This window comes from Nocardia sp. NPDC003482 (assembly GCF_053588115.1).
Genome location: NZ_JBSFPI010000005.1, coordinates 86,809 through 103,473, shown reverse-complemented (window position 1 = coordinate 103,473; position 16,665 = coordinate 86,809). Strand labels below are relative to the sequence as shown.

The 16,665-nt window shown below is 70.8% G+C and carries 15 protein-coding genes; all 15 read right to left on the bottom strand.

The window, feature by feature from the left end; all coding sequences use genetic code 11:
* Positions 1-2: 2 nt before the first annotated feature.
* The 15 genes from ACWDSJ_RS09585 to ACWDSJ_RS09515 all read right to left on the bottom strand — a co-directional run bounded on the left by ACWDSJ_RS09585 (position 3) and on the right by ACWDSJ_RS09515 (position 16,489).
* Entirely contained in the window at positions 3-3,968 is a 3,966-nt protein-coding gene (locus ACWDSJ_RS09585; protein ID WP_450030608.1) for a LamG-like jellyroll fold domain-containing protein, read from the bottom strand.
* Positions 3,965-5,275 (bottom strand): baseplate J/gp47 family protein, encoded by a 1,311-nt coding sequence (locus ACWDSJ_RS09580; RefSeq protein ID WP_450030606.1) that lies wholly within the window; start codon positions 5,273-5,275, stop codon positions 3,965-3,967. The genes ACWDSJ_RS09585 and ACWDSJ_RS09580 overlap by 4 nt, the downstream gene beginning before the upstream one ends.
* Complete coding sequence (locus ACWDSJ_RS09575) at positions 5,272-5,670, bottom strand: hypothetical protein (protein ID WP_450030604.1); 399 nt, start codon at positions 5,668-5,670, stop codon at positions 5,272-5,274. Before ACWDSJ_RS09575 ends, ACWDSJ_RS09580 begins: the two co-directional genes overlap by 4 nt.
* Before the next feature lie 7 nt (positions 5,671-5,677).
* Positions 5,678-5,986, bottom strand: a complete 309-nt coding sequence (locus ACWDSJ_RS09570) for a hypothetical protein (protein ID WP_450030602.1) — start codon at positions 5,984-5,986, stop codon at positions 5,678-5,680.
* Complete coding sequence (locus ACWDSJ_RS09565) at positions 5,986-7,644, bottom strand: hypothetical protein (RefSeq protein ID WP_450030600.1); 1,659 nt, start codon at positions 7,642-7,644, stop codon at positions 5,986-5,988. The genes ACWDSJ_RS09570 and ACWDSJ_RS09565 overlap by 1 nt, the downstream gene beginning before the upstream one ends.
* The gene (locus tag ACWDSJ_RS09560; RefSeq protein ID WP_450030599.1) at positions 7,632-8,009 is read right to left on the bottom strand and encodes a hypothetical protein; all 378 of its coding nucleotides are present in this window, start codon (positions 8,007-8,009) and stop codon (positions 7,632-7,634) included. The genes ACWDSJ_RS09565 and ACWDSJ_RS09560 overlap by 13 nt, the downstream gene beginning before the upstream one ends.
* A 10-nt stretch (positions 8,010-8,019) precedes the next feature.
* Entirely contained in the window at positions 8,020-8,514 is a 495-nt protein-coding gene (locus tag ACWDSJ_RS09555; RefSeq protein WP_450030597.1) for a hypothetical protein, read from the bottom strand.
* Positions 8,511-11,375, bottom strand: coding sequence for a hypothetical protein (locus ACWDSJ_RS09550; protein WP_450030595.1), 2,865 nt, complete (start codon positions 11,373-11,375; stop codon positions 8,511-8,513). Before ACWDSJ_RS09550 ends, ACWDSJ_RS09555 begins: the two co-directional genes overlap by 4 nt.
* Positions 11,375-12,853: a hypothetical protein gene (locus tag ACWDSJ_RS09545; protein WP_450030593.1), complete on the bottom strand. Its 1,479-nt coding sequence runs from the start codon at positions 12,851-12,853 to the stop codon at positions 11,375-11,377. Before ACWDSJ_RS09545 ends, ACWDSJ_RS09550 begins: the two co-directional genes overlap by 1 nt.
* Positions 12,854-12,883: 30 nt before the next feature.
* A complete protein-coding gene (locus ACWDSJ_RS09540; protein ID WP_450030591.1) occupies positions 12,884-13,048 on the bottom strand; it encodes a hypothetical protein in 165 nt (54 codons plus the stop codon).
* 2 nt (positions 13,049-13,050) lie between these two features.
* Complete coding sequence (locus ACWDSJ_RS09535; protein ID WP_387365140.1) at positions 13,051-13,440, bottom strand: hypothetical protein; 390 nt, start codon at positions 13,438-13,440, stop codon at positions 13,051-13,053.
* Between the two features lie 29 nt (positions 13,441-13,469).
* Positions 13,470-14,591 (bottom strand): hypothetical protein, encoded by a 1,122-nt coding sequence (locus tag ACWDSJ_RS09530; protein ID WP_450030589.1) that lies wholly within the window; start codon positions 14,589-14,591, stop codon positions 13,470-13,472.
* Positions 14,592-14,641: 50 nt separating this feature from the next.
* Positions 14,642-14,788: a hypothetical protein gene (locus ACWDSJ_RS09525; RefSeq protein ID WP_387365145.1), complete on the bottom strand. Its 147-nt coding sequence runs from the start codon at positions 14,786-14,788 to the stop codon at positions 14,642-14,644.
* A gap of 33 nt (positions 14,789-14,821) precedes the next feature.
* Complete coding sequence (locus ACWDSJ_RS09520) at positions 14,822-15,640, bottom strand: hypothetical protein (RefSeq protein ID WP_450030587.1); 819 nt, start codon at positions 15,638-15,640, stop codon at positions 14,822-14,824.
* A 93-nt stretch (positions 15,641-15,733) separates the two neighbouring features.
* Positions 15,734-16,489 (bottom strand): IclR family transcriptional regulator, encoded by a 756-nt coding sequence (locus tag ACWDSJ_RS09515; RefSeq protein ID WP_450030585.1) that lies wholly within the window; start codon positions 16,487-16,489, stop codon positions 15,734-15,736.
* Positions 16,490-16,665: the final 176 nt, after the last annotated feature.

The following is a 16,665-nucleotide window of genomic DNA, read 5'->3' as shown; positions in this document are numbered from 1 at the left end:
GCTCAGTCCTTTCGGAGGGGACGCGCGAGCCGCTGCCCGCGCAATCGGTAGGTGGGATAGGTGTAGGCGGGGAAGGCGGTGAGATCGCCGGACCGCAATTCGGGGACGCGCGCGCGGATCCGGTCGGTCCGGAACTCCACTCCGATCGGATGTAATTCGTTGAACACGTTCATGAGTCGCTCGTACTGGCCGCGCCGGATCCGGATCGTCGTCCCCGCCGCCTCGAGGTCGAGCAGCGGCTGGATCAGATCCACCCGCCCCACGTAGGACGCGTTGCCCGTCTCCGGTTCGCGGACCCGCACCTGCGCCGCGCCCGCGCTCGACGCGGTGAGCCGCGTCAGCTCCCCGGTCGATCCGTCCAGTGCGGCGGCGGCCTCGTCGGCGGTGACCAGCGACCACACCAGGCGGGCGCCGCCCGCGGCGGCGAGCGGCCACTGCGCGGTCACCGGCAGGGTGGGGCCGGGTCCGGCCACGGTGACGACGGCATCGCCGCGCTCGTTCCCCAGGTCACCGCTCACCACGGCGAGGATCGGCCCGCCGAACGGCAGCAGCGCCACGGGCGTGCCCGGCGTCGTGCAGGTGGCGAGTTCGAAACTGCCGCCGCCCAACGGTTTCAGACGGAAGACGCGATCGGTCTCCCAGCCGCCGACGTACACACAGCCCGCGCGGTCGTCGGCCCACGCCCGCGACGGGAAGGCGTCCGGCACGGAGTAGGTCGCGATCGGCGCGCCCGTCTTCGCGTCGAAGGCCCACACCGTCCCGGTCCCGGTCACGTACACGGCCGTACCGCTCACCGCGACGGCCAGCGGAACGCCGGGCAGTGTCACCGGGGATCGCCATGTGCCCGAGGCGATGTCGACGCCGCGCAGCGTCTTGTCGTCGCAGACGATCCAGGCCGTGCCGCCCACCGGATCGAGCGCCAGGGCCCGGCCCTGCACCGACCCGGGTATCGGCCACTGTCCGACGAGGGCGAGGCTGTCCGCGTCGACGGTCACCACCCAGCTCGACGCCAGCACCACCAGCAACGGCCGGGTCGGATGCCCCAGGATCGCCACGGGCGCCGACGGGAGGAAGGTGCGCGGTGTGGTGGCGCGCACCGCGCGATCGGGCACGGAGACGGCGGTGAGGGACAGGTTGCCCGCGCTGGCGGTGTAGACGGTGCGGCCGTCCGGGCTCGCCGCGATGCCGACGGGCAGCGGGTCCACCGCGATATGGTCGCCGACCAGCGTGCCGGTCGTCGAATCCAGCAGCGCCACAGCGGCATTGCCCTGGTTCACCACGCACACCGTGCTCCCGGCGAGCACCGCGCCGACCGGATTGTCGTGGCGCAGCACGCCGAGGGCCGCGGTCGTGCCCACCTCGACCTCGCTCGGACCGCTCACCGCGAGATGCCGCCCGCCGCGGTGAGCGATGCGCACGGCCGTGCCGGTGTTGCGGACGTAGTCGAAGCCCACACCTTGAGCGATCGCCGCCAGACTGACCGGGCTCAGCCCCCGGTCGCCGCCGTCGAGGGTGAACGCCCGTCCCACCCCGTCGAGCCCGGCGCCGCCCGCGCTCCACCCGGAGACCAGGCGGATCGGTTCGAGCACGTTCGGCGTGACCCGGCTCATCCGGCGAATGACGGTCAGCAGCCGCCCCAGGCGCACCGCGACCGACCCCTGGAACCGGTTGCTGCCCGGCACGGCGACGGTGAGCGCCGGATCCGACACGGCGACAAGGTGTTCCGGCGAGTAGGCGCTGTCGTCGGGGGTGCCCGCGACGGATTCGGGGACACCGTAGGTTCCGTCGGAGCCGATCGACACCCCCTCCCCGACCGTGTCGGTGCCGACGGTGATCCGCCGGGTCGCGCTGTAGACCGAACCACCCAGGCGCACTTCGGCTTTCACGGTGACCTCACCGGGCGCGAGCACGGTGAGCTCGACGGTGCCCGCGGCCGGGTCGATGTCGAGCCGGGCCCGGCCGGGTCCCGCCTGGAGGACCGACCAGCGGACCTCGCTCTCCTTGGGCGGTGCGGGCGCAAGCGACAGCGGGTAGCTCCGGCCCGCCGCGGTGTCCTTGCCGTACCAGGCTCCGGCGGGCCCGAGGATCCGCACCGCCGACCGATCCGCCACCGACGCGTAGATCTCGCCGGTGTCGGCGCGATGCCACACCCAGGAGAATCCGGCGCGATGGGCCAAGGCGCCCAACCGATTCCGATATCCGGGCGGGCACCGGAGGATCACCGCTCGCCCGACCGCGCGCAGGGTGTCGGCGCTCGGATCGAACGCGGCGAGGTGCACATCCGAGAACGCCACACCGCCGTCGTCGAGCAGCAACTGGATCAACGCATCGAGGGGGCCGCGCAGCGACTCGCGCACACGCCCGTCCCCGTCGATGGTGATCGTCACCGAGGGCCGATACGGGACCAGCCATCGCGGGTCGAAGCGGTCGTCGGCGACGGTGCCGCACACCTGGGCCTCGGTGGTGGTGGCGCGGCCGCGGGCGTCGATGGTCGCCCCGGGCGGCAGGGACACCGGCCGGATCGTGACCGAATGCAGGCCCGTGGGAACGCGATCGAAGCTGTCGGACACCGTGATCGGGTCCGGATACCCCTCGATCTCGCCGACCACCTCGTTCACCCGGGCGGTGATCTGCGCCGGGGTCGGCAGATTCCAGCGCTGGAACACCGCCAGCCGTCCCCGGTAGCTCTCGTCGTCCTCGCCGAGGACCGGCGCGAAGGCGGCGAGCGCCGCCCGCGAGATCCGGACCTCGTCGATCGTGCCGGAGAACGGCCCGCTCACCGCCGCGCCGCCCGCGTAGCCGATCCGCAGCGGCGAGACATTGGTCAGCGCACCGAGTTTCGCGGCCGCCGACGCCCGCCGCACGCCGTCCACGTACAGTCGCGCCTCCGCGCGCTCGCGATCGAGGACTGCGGCCAGGTGATGGAACCGGTCGGTGTCGAGGGAGACGTCGGCGTACAGCGACAGCGTTCCCGCGCTCGTGCCGTCCGAAAGGGTCAGCAGCACATTGCGTTCGATGCCGCGGAACGCGCCGACGTGCAGGCTCCAGCCGGGCGCGGCGGGATCGAGGTCGCCGTGTTTGGACAGCACGGCCCCGGTGGGCGCGCCCGCCACCGGCCGCACGAAGCATTCGGCGGTGAGGCTCGCCGTGTCGGGCAGCGCGAAATCGGTGTGGTCGTCGACGCGGATATCGCCCGAGCCGTCGAAGCGCATACCGGATCCGAACCGGCCGTCGACGCCGGTGACCACCGATGGCGCGCGCTGTCCGGGGTGCGTGGCGTCGGTGTAGAGCGCGGTCGCGTCGGCCACCACCGTGGTCGCACCGCTGTCGTCGAGGTGATACAGCGCGATCGTGTCCTCGGTGACGCCGTACGGCAGCGGCGGAAACCGCGGAATGCTCAGGTCGGAGCCGATCAGGTCCAGCGACAGCCCGGTCGCCGCGGCGACGGTGCGCTGCTGGCGGACCCGGCGCAGCTCCGCGGCGAGTTCGTCGCGCGCGCCGCCGAGCACCCACAGCAGGGCGGCGAGATCGCCGAGCAGGGCGGTGAACTCGAAGGTTCCCTTCACCGTGGGCGTCGTCTCCGCCGACGGACCGGTGACGGCCGCTGATCGCAGCACCGCCGTCGCGGCATCGGCGCCCAACGGGACCAGCAGCGCCGCGCCGATCGGGGTGTCTGCCGGAATATCCAATGTGACAACGTTTTTCGCGGTGCCGCCCGTGGTGTAGGTGATCCGCAGCGAGAGGTCGTCGGCGATCGGGCCGACGATCCGCACGAGATAGCGGACGCGCGGTTCGGTGCCGAAGCGCGCGCGATGTTCGGCGAAATCGTACGGGGCGAAGGTCGCACTGGTCGTGGCCTCACCGCCGCGGTAGCGCAACGGCAGGCGGTCGGCGCCCGCCGCGAACGGCGTGGTGAGGGTGCCCGCCATCCGATCGACGGCGGCCGGATACAACTCCGCGGCGGTCATCGTCCCACCACCTGCATGTCGATGAGCCCGCTGTCCTGGCGGAACAGCGCGATCTCGGTGGGCGCGAGCGCGAGGTTCTCCCCCACTCCGGCCTCGATCGGGTCGGCGGCGAACAGCTCACCGCCGGAGGTGATCCGGCCCAGGGCGGGCGGGAAGCGCCGCAGCCGTAGGTCGTTCACGTCCACCACGCCCGGCTGCTCGGCGAGTACGCACATCACCTGCGAATACAGCACGTCCGCGCCCAGCCGCAGCGCGCCGAGGCTGCGCGAGAGGCGGTCGAGCAGGGCGGCGCGCAGGGAGGCGGGATCCTGTCCGCGCTCGAGGACGACCGTGGCGCGCAGCCCGATCTCGATGTGGTCGGCCTCGATGATGTTGGGGTGGATGCCCACCGGGCGCACCCGGTCCACCTCGGCGCTCACCCGTTCGTAGATGCCGGTCACCGAACCCGTTGTGCGCCAGGGACGCACGAATTCGTGGGCCACGACCACGTCGAAGAAGTACGGCTCCCCGAAGGCGCGCTCCGCGCTGAAGGCGCGATCGCCGAAGACGAACTGGTCGAAGAAGCTCTGCGTGACATCGACGCCGCCGAGCGAATCCGACAGCAGCACATCGAGCACGCCCCGCACCCCGAGCGCGGCCGAGCGCACGCTCTGCGGGGTCCACATGTCGCGGGGGAAGCCGAGCTGGCGGGCTCGGTAAGAAGTGTCGTCCTCCTGGTCCTCGCCGCCGGTGAAGGCGGCCGGGTTGTCCGCGGCGACCGTCACGGTGTCGGGGAAGTTCAGTTGCGCCCGAAGGTGATCCGGATCGACCTGCGCCAGCGTGTGCGCCGGGATGTCGGCCTGCCAGCCCGGCTCGAAGGCGCGCAGGAGGACAGTGGCCTTGGGCGCCTGCGCGGTCAGATCGATCGGCGCGGTGGTGTAGTAGGCGTTCACGGGGTCCGACCGGTCGAGCACCACCGTGCCCGCGGGCAGGGTGTAGGTGCGGCCCGCCTCGCCACCGCTGAGCGTCAACTCCGCCGCGCCCGTGGCGAACAGATAGTTCCGCTCGAGGCCGATGTCCTGGCCGAGCAGGTTCAGGTCGACGCCGGAGGCGGTGGAGGCGAACTGGCTGTAGTAGACGTCCTCGAGCCGCTGCCACAGCATCGCGTCCTCGTCGCACGTCGCCTGCAGGAGTTTGGCCAGCACGCTGGGGGTGGACAGATCGATGTCGGGGCCGAACGCGTCGAGGGCGCGCCGGCGCGCGGCGTCGAGTATCTCGGTGAAGCCCTTGGGGACGAAGCCGTCCTCGGTCACGCCGTATCGGGTCATGCCGGTGCTCCTACGGTGGTGGTCAGCACGGCCGGGACGCCGCCGCTGGTGATGATCGACACCAGGACCTGCCAGACGCGGTGATGCGGGTCGGTGTGCGCGTCGGTGACCTGGATGTCGCGGATCTCCTGGACCCGGGAGTCGCCGCCGAGCGTGCGGACGATATTGAGGCGCAACAGGTCTCGCATCTCGTGCGCGTTCGCCGGGGTGGTGAACACCGCCGCGTAGTCCAGTCCGTACCGGGTGTCGTAGCGGTCGTCGCCGAGCGGGGTCAGCAGCCGCAGCCGCAGATCCTGGGCCAGGTTCGGCAGTCCGGTGACGGTGGCGAGGTCGCGGTTCTCGAGGACGAGATCGCCGTCGTCCAAACGGATTCCGGTGTTGTTCGGTGTGGTCATGGGGTGCCTACTTCGCGACGAGGACGGTTTGGCCCGGGGCGGTGATGATCAGGGGATAGCCGTTGGGCAGGGTCTTGTCGGTGGTGGTGGTCAGCAACACGCGCTGCCCACGGACGGTCAGCACGGTCGACAGACCCTCGAAGGGCCCGAAGGCGGTGCACGGGGTGGACAGGGAGCATTTGAAGGCCGCCTGACTCCTGGCGTCGTCCGCGAGGAGCACCGGTTGGCCCGCGACCGTCAGGATCGCGCTCGATTTCACCGTGATGGGACCGTGGCCGCAGCTCAGCACCGCGCCCACGACGAGAACCGGCGCCATCAGCCCACCTCCACGGCGGAGGCGGCGAGTTTCACCGTGTCGGCGGCCAGGGTGATGGTGCCCCCGCTCAGCGTGATCGAGGATCGGCCGTTGCCGAGGGTCACCTCCTTGCCGTCGGTGCGCACGTCGACCGAGCCGTCCTCGGCGATGGTCACCGTGGTGCCCTGGGCATGCCGGATGGTCAGCGTCTCCGCCGCCGGGGGTTGCGGGCGCGCGCCGACCTCGGGCAAGGTCGCGGCGCCGACCTCGATGTCGAGGCCCATCGCCTGGATCACCCGGTGGCCGGAGGCGTCGGTCAGATCGTTGACGCCCTTCCCGGTGGGCCGTCCGTCGGCGACGCCGGTGGGCAGGCACAGCCAGTAGTCGCCGGGCTCGTTGGCGGGCGGGCGGTGCCCGGCGGGGCGTGACCACAGGAATCCGCTGGCGACGGCGTCGTCGACCGCGCCGCCGTTGTGCAGCACCGTGGCCCGCATGCCCGGATACACCGGGACCACCAAACCCGTTCGGTCCCAGGCGAAGACGGAGGCGATCGGCTTGTCGTGCAGCACGAGCCGGTCGTCCACGGGATCGTCGACGGTCGAATCCGGTTGCGGCCGACCGTAGTTCAGGGTGGTCCGGTGGCCGCCGTTGTCGCCCGCGCCCGCCTTGGCGTAGGCGCTCACGTCGCCGACGTCCACGGCCGGGTGATTGGTGAGCAGGGAGCGGGTCAGGAAGCGGAGGTCGTCGGCGACCGCGTGCGCGCCGTCGACCGCGTCGGGCCGGTTCGCTTGGTCGACGTCGAGCAGCGTGACCTCGCTGGTGTATCCGCCGCGCAGGCTGAACCGGTGCGCCACCGATTCGACGCACAGGTCGTGGGATTCGTAGTGCTCCAACAGGACTCGCGCGCCGAGCTGGAGGGTGGGGTCGCCCAGGACCGTCACCTCGTGGCGGGTGGTGGTGCCCGGGGCGGCCTGCAGATCCGGCGAACCGCTGTCCCAGCGTCGTCGGGTGACGATATTGTCCGCGGCGGTGAAGCGCGCGCCCGGTGGCTGATTCGCCAATGAGCCCAGTCGCGCGGTCCCCGCGCGCACCGCCAGCGGCACCCCCGCCCGCACGGCCAGGTCGCCCAGCGCGCCGAGCGCGGTGCCCGCGGCGATGGTGAGGTCGCGCGCGGATCCGGTCACACCCCGGCGGTCGATCGCGACCCCGCTCGCGCGCTCCAGGTCGGTGAGGATCTCCTCGAAGGTCGACTCCCCGGGCTTGTGGTACCGGTAGTCGCGGCGGCGCAGGAGGTAGCCCGCGCGTTCGAGGCCCGTGATCCGGGTGAGCAGGCTGCCGTCGGCGGCCACCTCGTTGCGGGTCTCGGTGATCGCGCCGAGCATCACCGTCGCGCTCCGCGTCGGGAGCTGATCGAAGTAGCCGAGCTCGATCTCCACCAGAACCGGTGTGTCCGAACCGGATCGGGTGCGGGTGCGCTCGGCGAGATCCTCGGCGGCGTCCAGCGGCAGATCCCACAGGGTGATGTCGAAACCGCCCGGATGCGGACCGAGGGTCGCCGTCGTGTCGATCGCGGCGTCGATCAGCGCGCCGCCGTCGAGCACGTCGTTGGACGCCCGCAGGAACGGCGGCGCGCCGGGTGCGGTGCGGAACCGCAGCTGATACCGGATCATGATGCCCATCGCAGCGCCACCCCTCCCACCACGGACGAGCCGTACGCGCCGGACCCGTTGACATTGCGCGGATGCACCGACATGTCGGTGAACAGCAGGGCCAGCTCCCCCGCCGCGTATTCCAGGTCGGGAACGACCTTGCGGCGGAACAGGATCCGGGTTCCATCGGTCTCCTCGGCGGAGATCTCCACGGCCAGGAACGCGCCCGGCAGCGGCAGCGGTAGCGGCGCCGTCGCCGACAGCAGGGTCTCGTCGGTCACGTTCACCCGGGCCGAGAGCACGTAGACGCGCTGGCCCAGCGACAGGCGCAGGGCCTGCGGGAAGCCGCGATCGGCATCGATCGGGATGCGCAGATAGGGATAGGTCGTGGTCATAACGCCTGCCTCACAACGGGTTCGACGGGACGACGGGCACGGCGGACGGCGCGGCGGCCCCGGCGAAGACGGCGGTTCCCGCGGCCAGCGCCAGATCGGCGATCTCGCCCGCCACGGCGCTCACGGTTCCGCGCGGGACGTGCTCGAGGCTGACCGACACATCGATCGCGTCGCGCTTCTGCACGCTCTGGGTGAATCGCAGATCGGTGATCTGCATATCGAGGCTGATGGTCAGCCCGCACACCACCGGAATGCCGGTCGCGGCCGGGCCGCTGGCCGCGACCAGCAGCCGCGAGCTCAGCGCCAGCACCTCGAGCGCCTTCTTCAGCACGAGCCGCTCCGGCCCCAGCAGCATCGCCTCGATCGCGATGGCCTTGCGAGTCGGCGCGATCGCCTGGGAGAACTTGCTGTCGGCGATGCGCTGGATCTGATAACCCTCGGTCATCCCGATGCTCTGCACGTACAGCAGCGGAACGGGACCGATCAGTACTGGTTGCGCCGTCACTTGTCCGGCTCCTTCCGCAGGCGAAGCGGGGCGGGTGGCTCCTCGATCGGCTCCTCGACCGGGGGCGGGGGTGTCGTCTCGGTGTCGACACGGAATCGTGTTGCGGGCTCGTCGGTTTCGATGCGGAATCGGGTCGCGGGCTCGTCGGTGGCGACGCGGACTCGCGGCGCCTCGGACACCGGCCGGTAGCGCACCCGGCGGGCGCGGTCGAACTCCAGAGGGTCGAGCTTTCCCATCGACACCCAGTCGACGGCGGTCTCGGGATCGACGGGGATGCCGCGGAATTCCAGTGCCGTCTCGATGCTCATGAATCCGCCCCGGGACGGATGTTCGATGGTGCTGCTGGCGAGCCGGTTTCGATAGGTCGACATCACCACCAACTGATCGCCGCCCGCGCCGCCCAGCGCTTTCGCACTGGTCAGATGCCCGGCCTCGGTGATGAGCGGGTTCTCCAGCCAATGCCGGAAATCGCCCGTCGCCGGGTACGGGGAACCGTGCTCGTTCAACAGGAATCGCAGGGGGTGGCTCGGGTCGTCGCGCAGGATCCGCACCCACGCACGACGGAAGCCCTCCTTGCTCGAGATCGTGCCGATCTCGCCCAGCGCTGATGCCGGAATCGTCGGCCGCGCGGTGGAACTCAGCCCTCTCTCGATCGACCCGGTGATCTCCGACAGCCAATCGGAATCGTCGAACCCCTCGAAACGGCCCGCCGCCAGCCGTTCGGCCAGTTCGTGGAATTCCTGCGCGCCCATGCGTCGACGCGCCGCGCGCACGCGGGCCAGGAAGTGCTCGTAGCGGCTCTGATTGGTGCCGAACTCCCGGGCGGTCGAAGCGAGCGCGTCCGGACCCGCCTCGACCAGGAACTCCAGCGCGCCGCGCGCTCGGGCCACCCGGGCGAAGTCGGCGGGCGCGAAGGCGGCGCACTGCTCGACGGTGAGTCGCCGCGCGACGCGCAGCAGATCCGGCAGTTCGGTGGCCGGGACATGCCGGAGCACGGCCTCGGCCTCGGCCGCCCAGCGGGGCGCGGACGCCATGGTTTCGACGATTCGGTGCGCCCCTTCCAACAGGTCCTTGGTGAATTGGGTTGCCGGACCGAGGGTTTCCTCGAGGGTGCGGGCCAGCCGCAGCGCGGTGACCAGTCGCTCACCGGACTGTTTGGCCTGGGCGCTGACGCTCAGGTACCCCGCCAGGGTCCGGGCGCGCTTGGGGGCCTTCGCGAGCAGCCGCAGCACGTCGTCGGCCGCGGACTCGGGCAGCAGCAGCATCAGCCTGCCGACCTCGCCCGCCTCCTGCATCTTCATCGACGCCGCCAGCGCCTCGAACAAACGGGCCTGTGCCGCAATGCCTTCGGCGATCTCGGCCGCCTTCGTCGCGGGCGCGCCGGTCACGAACGCGGCCAGGATCTCGAGCAGCACCACGCGTGCGCAGCGGCGGGCCAGCGCGCTGCCGATCGCCCCCGCCTCGCCCGCCATGGTCTCGAGGAATTTCAGCCCGGCCAGCGCCGTGCGCCCGGTCGTGCCCGCGCTCGCCAGCAGCGCGCGCAGTTCGGCCATGGCCTCGGGATCGGCCGCTCCGGAGACCACGACGACACCGGGGACCACGATCGGCACGACTCCCGTTGCGCGGCAGACCAATTTGTAGAGTTCGTAGAGTTTGGGCAGGCTGCCGCCGAGTTCCACCGGCAGCAGCGGCAGGTCGGCGAGCGCGCTCACCGAACCGCGCAGCCAGTCGTACGCGGTGCCCGCGAACTCGATGACGTCCATCAGCGACATCGGATGTCGCAGCTGGTACACGAGCATGTCCATCAGCTCCGAGGCGTCCACCGGCGGCGGCTCGAGGTGCTGTCCGACCGCGAGCAGCAGGCGGAAGGTGGGCTTGTCGAACTGGGTGAACACCTTCGCCAGCGAGCCGTCCGCGGCCAGCGGTTCCAGCAACGCCCGCAGCTCCGACACCAACCGGCACGAGGCGATCAGCTCGACCATGGCCGTCGCGAGCTGTTCGCCGTCGATCCCGCCCGCCAACCGCTCCGCCATTCGCACCAGCGCGAGCAGGTAGCGCCTGCGATCGGCGAGCGCCATCGTCGCGAACAGCGAATGATCCAGCGCCACAAGCACTTGCGCGATACTCGCGTCGTCGACGAACTCGGCGGTGACCGCTTCCAGCAGGGCATGTACGTGCTCCGGATCCAGCCCGCCCGGATGTCCGGGCTGGGCCAGGGCGCGGTTGATGTTCTCCCCGGACCAATCGTCCGGCGACTGCGCGGCCGCCTGCCTGTACACCCGAGCCCGGTCGGCGGTCGCGACGAGGAGCGGTTGCAGGCTCGGATCGGTGAGGAGCGTCGGACCGTTGGCCCATGTGCTCGCCGCGACTCCCGCCCGACCGCGTTCCTGTCTCACCGCGGGAATGGATTCCCCGAAATCCCTGGCGCGTAAGGCCGTCGTGAGCGCCCGCACCGACAGCCGCCCGGGACGATCCGCGGAGGTCAGCACGGCGTACCCGCGCTCGCCGAACAGCAGCTCCCCCCACCGCACCGCCCGTACGGGATCGCCGGTCTCGACCTCGAGATAGCCACCCGCCTTCACCCAGTACCGAATGCCTTGTCCGAGACTCAGCACCGGGCTCTCGGCGACCGGCCCGATCCGCAAGATGTCGCCGCCCAGCACCGACATCTCGCGCTCCCGCGGCAGCGGGCTCACGGCCGCGAGTTCCGCCAGGGTCGCGGGCGGGGGCACGCGCGACATCCCCTCGTCCTGGGAGGACACCACCTCCGCCTGCCGAATCGACTGGCGCAGCGCGGTTTCCACCGCGCGCTGATTCCCGAGCGTCGCGGCGCCGGAGATAGTGAGCGAGATCGATGCCATCACGCTCCACCGATCTTCAGCATGATCGAGATGTCGAGATCGCTGACGGCGGGATCGAGGATCCGATCGAGATCGGGCACGGTGAAGCCCTCGGGTGCGTCAGCAACGGATTCGACGACCCACCGGGCGTCCGGGCCCTTGCGGTATCGCACGAGGACATCGAGGGTGTGGTCGTCGGGCCGGGACCGGTCGCGGGTCTGCCAGGTGAAGGACAGGGTGTCGCCGATCCTCTTGGCGGCCACCTGCCGCCGGACGTGCTCCCGCCAAACCGGGAGGTCGACGGAATCGGGTGAGCGCACACTCGATTCGAACCAGTCACCGCGGAAGAAGCCGCCGAGCCGTTCGTACCAGGGAGAATCCGCGAAGGCGGCCGAGCCGACCGGTGCGTACCCCTGTGTTTCGCGTTGGCGCTCGCGCCGCGACTCCCGCCCGATCGCGCCCGCCACGCCGAGCGCGAGCCCGGCCACGCCCGGCACCGCCAGGGACGGCGGCTCGGCCGCGTGGTAGGTGAACTCGATTCCGTTGAGCGCGCACGTCTCTCGCACGGACTCCAGCTCGGCCGCCTGAGCGGGCGAGGGCACGCTGTCGAGTTCGACGTGCAGGATCCGGCGGTCGACGGCACCGCTGTGCTCGACGTGATAGACCGATTCGCCGCGCGCCTCGTTCAGCGACGTCGCCCGGTCGAAGTTGACGATGTCCTCGACGGCCTTGCCGAGGGTGCGCGTGATGCTGCCGGGCGCTTGATAGCCCGCGGTGCTGTTCTCCAGGGTCTTGATCTGGACGACCGTGCCGCCCTCGACCCGGAAACTGTCCGCGGTCATCGGCCACGAGGAGCCCCGGAACCGCGTCGCACCGGTCAGCGGCGTCCGCGTCCCGCCCTCGACGAGATCGATGCCCTTGTAGTTCCGCGGCAGTGCGGTGGCCTCCGGGTAGTACCGCCCGTGGACCAGCCGCTCGCCGCTCAGCCCGCGTTCGGTGCTGCCCGCGAACCAGTTGATCGGCAGTTCCGGGGTCGGCCGCAGGCCCGCCGCCTGCTCGGCCAGCAGCTGCGCCGCGGCCAGTTCGCCGGAGATCCGGCGTTCGTCGGCGGCCAGCTCCGCCCACGCCCGCTCCGAGCGCACGCCGATGCCGGTCTGCTGTTGCGCCCGAACCTCTTTCAGCCGGTCCGCGAGGACGGTCGTGAGCGCGCCGAGCAACCGGCCGCGCTCGGCCTCGAGGTCGGCGACGACGGCCGGGGCGCGCACCCCGATACCCGTCGAGAGGGCGTCGTCGACCTCGGCGAGGCGGCGGCGGAGGTCCTGTTCGGTATCGGCTCGGCGCGTGGCCTCCCGCGCCCCGGCGGCGTCGGCCGCGCGCAGTCGCGCGGCGACCGCCCGGGACACCGTGGCCTCGAGTGTGGCCAGGTGCGCGGCGGTCGGCGTACCGGTGATGCGCACCTTGACGGGAATCACGGTGCGGCCCTTGGTCTCCGGGGGCATGGTCGTCCTCCTCTCGGTGTCGGAAGGGGTTCAGCCGCGGCCGCGCAGCGTGGTGTGCAGTTGCTCGAAGACGTACTTCGCGACCTGGCGGAGCTGGTCCTCGCCCAGTTCGCCGACGACCTCCACCTCGACCGGGAAGTGGTGGGCGGCGTCGGGCGCGGAAGTGTCGGTGTCCCAGCGGGATTCGTCGGCCATGGCTACTCCACTCCCGGTTGCAGGCACATGCAGGTGAAGGTGGCCTGGGGGACGCCGTCGATGACGACATTGCTGGGGTTGGCGGAGGTGACGATGCAGCGGCTGAACTTCAGCGCCTTGAAAGACCAGTCGGTGCCGGTCTTCTCGGCGACGGCGATCTCGAACTCCTTGCCCTGCACGGCGAGTTGGGTGAGATCGGCGACGACCGAGGCGAACGCCTGCACGGTCATGGTGAAGGTGAACGTCTGCGGCTGGCGGACGTAGCCGAGGTTGTCGTCCTCGACGCTGTGCACCACCGTGTGCGGCACGTTGAAGGTGGGCGTGAACTGCGAGATCGGGCTGACCACCGTGCTGCCGAGCCGAACCTCGAGCCGGGTGTTCCAGTTGGGCATGGTCGTGTCCTAATGTCGTGGGGCGGTGGTCAGTTGAATTTCAGGTTGATGTTGATGCGGTGCATGGCGCCCGCGTACTCGACGCTGACCAGGACCTGCGCGATGCGACTGGAGTGCGCGTCCTGCACCGCCCGCACCTGCGCCGGGGACAGCGTCGCGGGGTCGGCGTCGAGCAGGTTCAGCACCGGGATGGTGACCTCGTACCCCTCCAGGACGCCCCCGGCGACGAGTGGGTTCAGCACCGCCTCCATCTGAACGATCAAGGCGCGCAAGCCCGATCGGCTGATCCGCAGGTTGCCGATCGAGGCGATCAGGCGAGCCTTCAACCGGAAGCTGACGTCATCGATCGTGCGCTGCACGTCGATGAACTTCAGGCCGTCGACCTTCCCGGTGTAACCCTCGCCGAGGTAGACCCCGCCGCCGGGGATGAGGGCGGGCTTGGTCAGCCAGACCACGCCGCGGCCCGCGATGCCCGGCGGGATCGGGTTCTTCTCGTCCTCACCGCCGTTGAGCTTGTCGATCTGGGCGGCGGTGAACGGGGCGCTGGAGATCGCGACCTGTTTGAGCACCATCGAGGTGTAGGGCGGATAGCCCGCGATGGTGCCCGCGACCGCGGCCGCCGCGTCCTCGTCGCTCTGATGGGCGACGTAGACCATGCGGTCGACGGCGAGGCCGGCCGCGACGAGGGCCGGATCGTCGACGCCCTTGGCCAGCATGGCCACACCCATGCGCTCCTTGCCGTCCACCGCCTCGGACACGGTGACGACGTGGTCGCGCAAGGCCGCGACCGCGCCGCCCGCTCCGGCCGACTCGGCGGTCAGCGGGGTCGCGGCGAGGACGACGAACTGGACGTCGAGCGCCTCGGCGGCCGTCAGCGCCTTGGTGATGTCGGTGTCCTGCCGGATGCCCCAGAACTGGGTCGCGCTCGGCGTCTGGCGCATCGCCGTGGCCAGCGACGCCGACAGCGGCGAGGCCGTCGGGGAATCCTTCGGGGTGAAGGTCGCGAGCGCCTCGGCGGGCGTGCTGACCTGGTGAGGGACGTTCACGTCGGCGGCCGTGGCGGCGCCGATGACGACCATGTTGCCGGTCGGGCGGACCGAGGGCGCGACGTAGTCGAACGAGGGGAAGACACGCACGTAGCGGAGTGTCATGAGGGTGTTCTCCTAGCTGGGAGGGAAGGGGACGGCGGGCGGCGGAGCCGTCACGGCTCGTGGTAGCGGGCCCGCAGCTTCGCGCGGTACGCCTCGATTTCGATGTCCGACAGGGCATTTCCCGATTCGGGTGGGGGCGTCGGCTGCGGGGGCGGTTCGCGGTCGGGATCCGGCGCCGCCTGCGGGGTTTTCGGCATGTGCTGCTCCTTCGGAGAGGTGTCGTGCGCTGATCAGACGAAGACGGCGAGAATCCGCTCGGCGGCGAAGAACGCGGTGATCTGGTCCTGGGTGAATCCGCTGCCCGCCACCGCGGACGCCGGGAAGACCACGAGAAACGCTGTGCCCGAGACGGTTTCGGCGAAGTCGCCGTCGTGGTGCTCGTCCATGACGGCGGGCTGCGCGGCGAGCAGGTGTCGCACGTCGCGCAGCGCGGCGGTGAGGTCGAGGGACTCCCGGATGAGGATCCCGGTCCGCAGGGTGAGCCTGCGGCTGGCCGACGGGTCGGCCGGATCGAAGGCCGGGGCGGGTTTGACCTTCACCTCGGCGAGCAGGTGACGGAACGCCCGCCGCAGATCCTCCACGGTGGTGAGCCCGTTCTCCCGCATGTACGCGTCGAGGTCGAGGTAGCGGAACTTCGCCCGGAATTCGTCGAGCGTGGCGAAGTCCCCGATCGGGCCGAGGCGCAGCGACTCGAGTTCGCCCGGGTCGATCTCGAGCACCACGGTCGCCGCGAGGTCGGCCACGACATCGATCCACGCCGGATCGGCGCCGTCGCTGCCGACGAGATCGACGTCGGTGCGGATGTGCCCCGGCATGGTTCGGGTCCAGTTGCCGGTGCGCCGGATCACCGGGTACACCGGCCGCGCGCATTCGGTGGCGAGCACCTCGACGCCCGTCACGTCGTGCAGCACCGCGTCGGGCAGCTCGTACACGGCCGCGAGCAGGGTCCGCATCCGCGTGCGGCCGGTGTCCGAGTCCGGGAACACGAGGTCGCGAATCCCGGACGCGGTCGCCAGACGCAGCAGGACGGTATCGATGGCCTGGCCCACGGCTCCTCCTCAGCGTGTTCGGTGACTGAGAAGAAGTGTTGGGGCCGAGAGTTTCACCGACGTCTCACGGACGTCTCACGGGTGCGGACCGCGTCAGTGGTCCGCGGCCGCGGCGAAGCGCGCGGCGATGTCGGCGGCGGTCACCTTGGCGAGTTCGACCAGGAACGGGACGCGCTCGGGGATCATCAGGGTGGTGGGGCCGCGCAGGCCGAGGGCGAAGCGGCAGCGGCCGGCCGGGTCGAGGACGGGGACGCCGATGGTGCGGAAGCCGGGGTCGAGTTCCTCGTCGTTGTAGGCGTAGCCGCGCTCGCGGGTGACGGTGAGTTCCCGGCGCAGTTCGTCCGGGCCGGACACCGACCGCGCGGTGCCCTCGTCGTAGGGCAGCGCCCGCAGTTCGGTGTCGGTGACGTCGGACCACGTCAGCAGCGCCTTGCCGAGTGCGCTGGCGTGCAAGGGAAGTCGCACCCCCTGGAGGCGATGGCCGTCGGTCTCGCGCCAGCGGCTGGTGCCCAGCAGGACGGCGTGGATGCTGTGCCGGATGGCGACCGAGGCGCTGGCGCCGGTGGTGTTGGCCAGCTGTTCCAGACACGGTTCGGCGAGATAGATGCGGTGCTGCCGATAGGCGATCTGCCCGTATTCGGCCAGGGCTCCGCCCATCCGGTAGCGGCTGGACTCCTCGTTCTTCTCCAGGAATCCGGCGGAGACCAGTGCGGTGAGCAGGCGGTGGGTGGTGCTGACGGCCAGACCCTGCTGACGGGCGATCTCCGAGACCCCGCGCTCCTCGCCGCCGCGGAAGCATTCGAGCACCGACAGGGCACGGGCGACGGTCTGCACACCGGAGGCTTCCACGCAGCGACGGTAACACAGCCGCGGCCCGACGAACCGGGCGTCATTCCGATATTCGGAAACTGTCGGACAAGGCAATTCGCCTCACCCTGCGCGAAACCCTGTCTACCACCGGCTCTTTCGGCAGGCAGAACCGAAATACGAGCGGCATATCGGTTCTCACCGACTTTTGTCAAGCC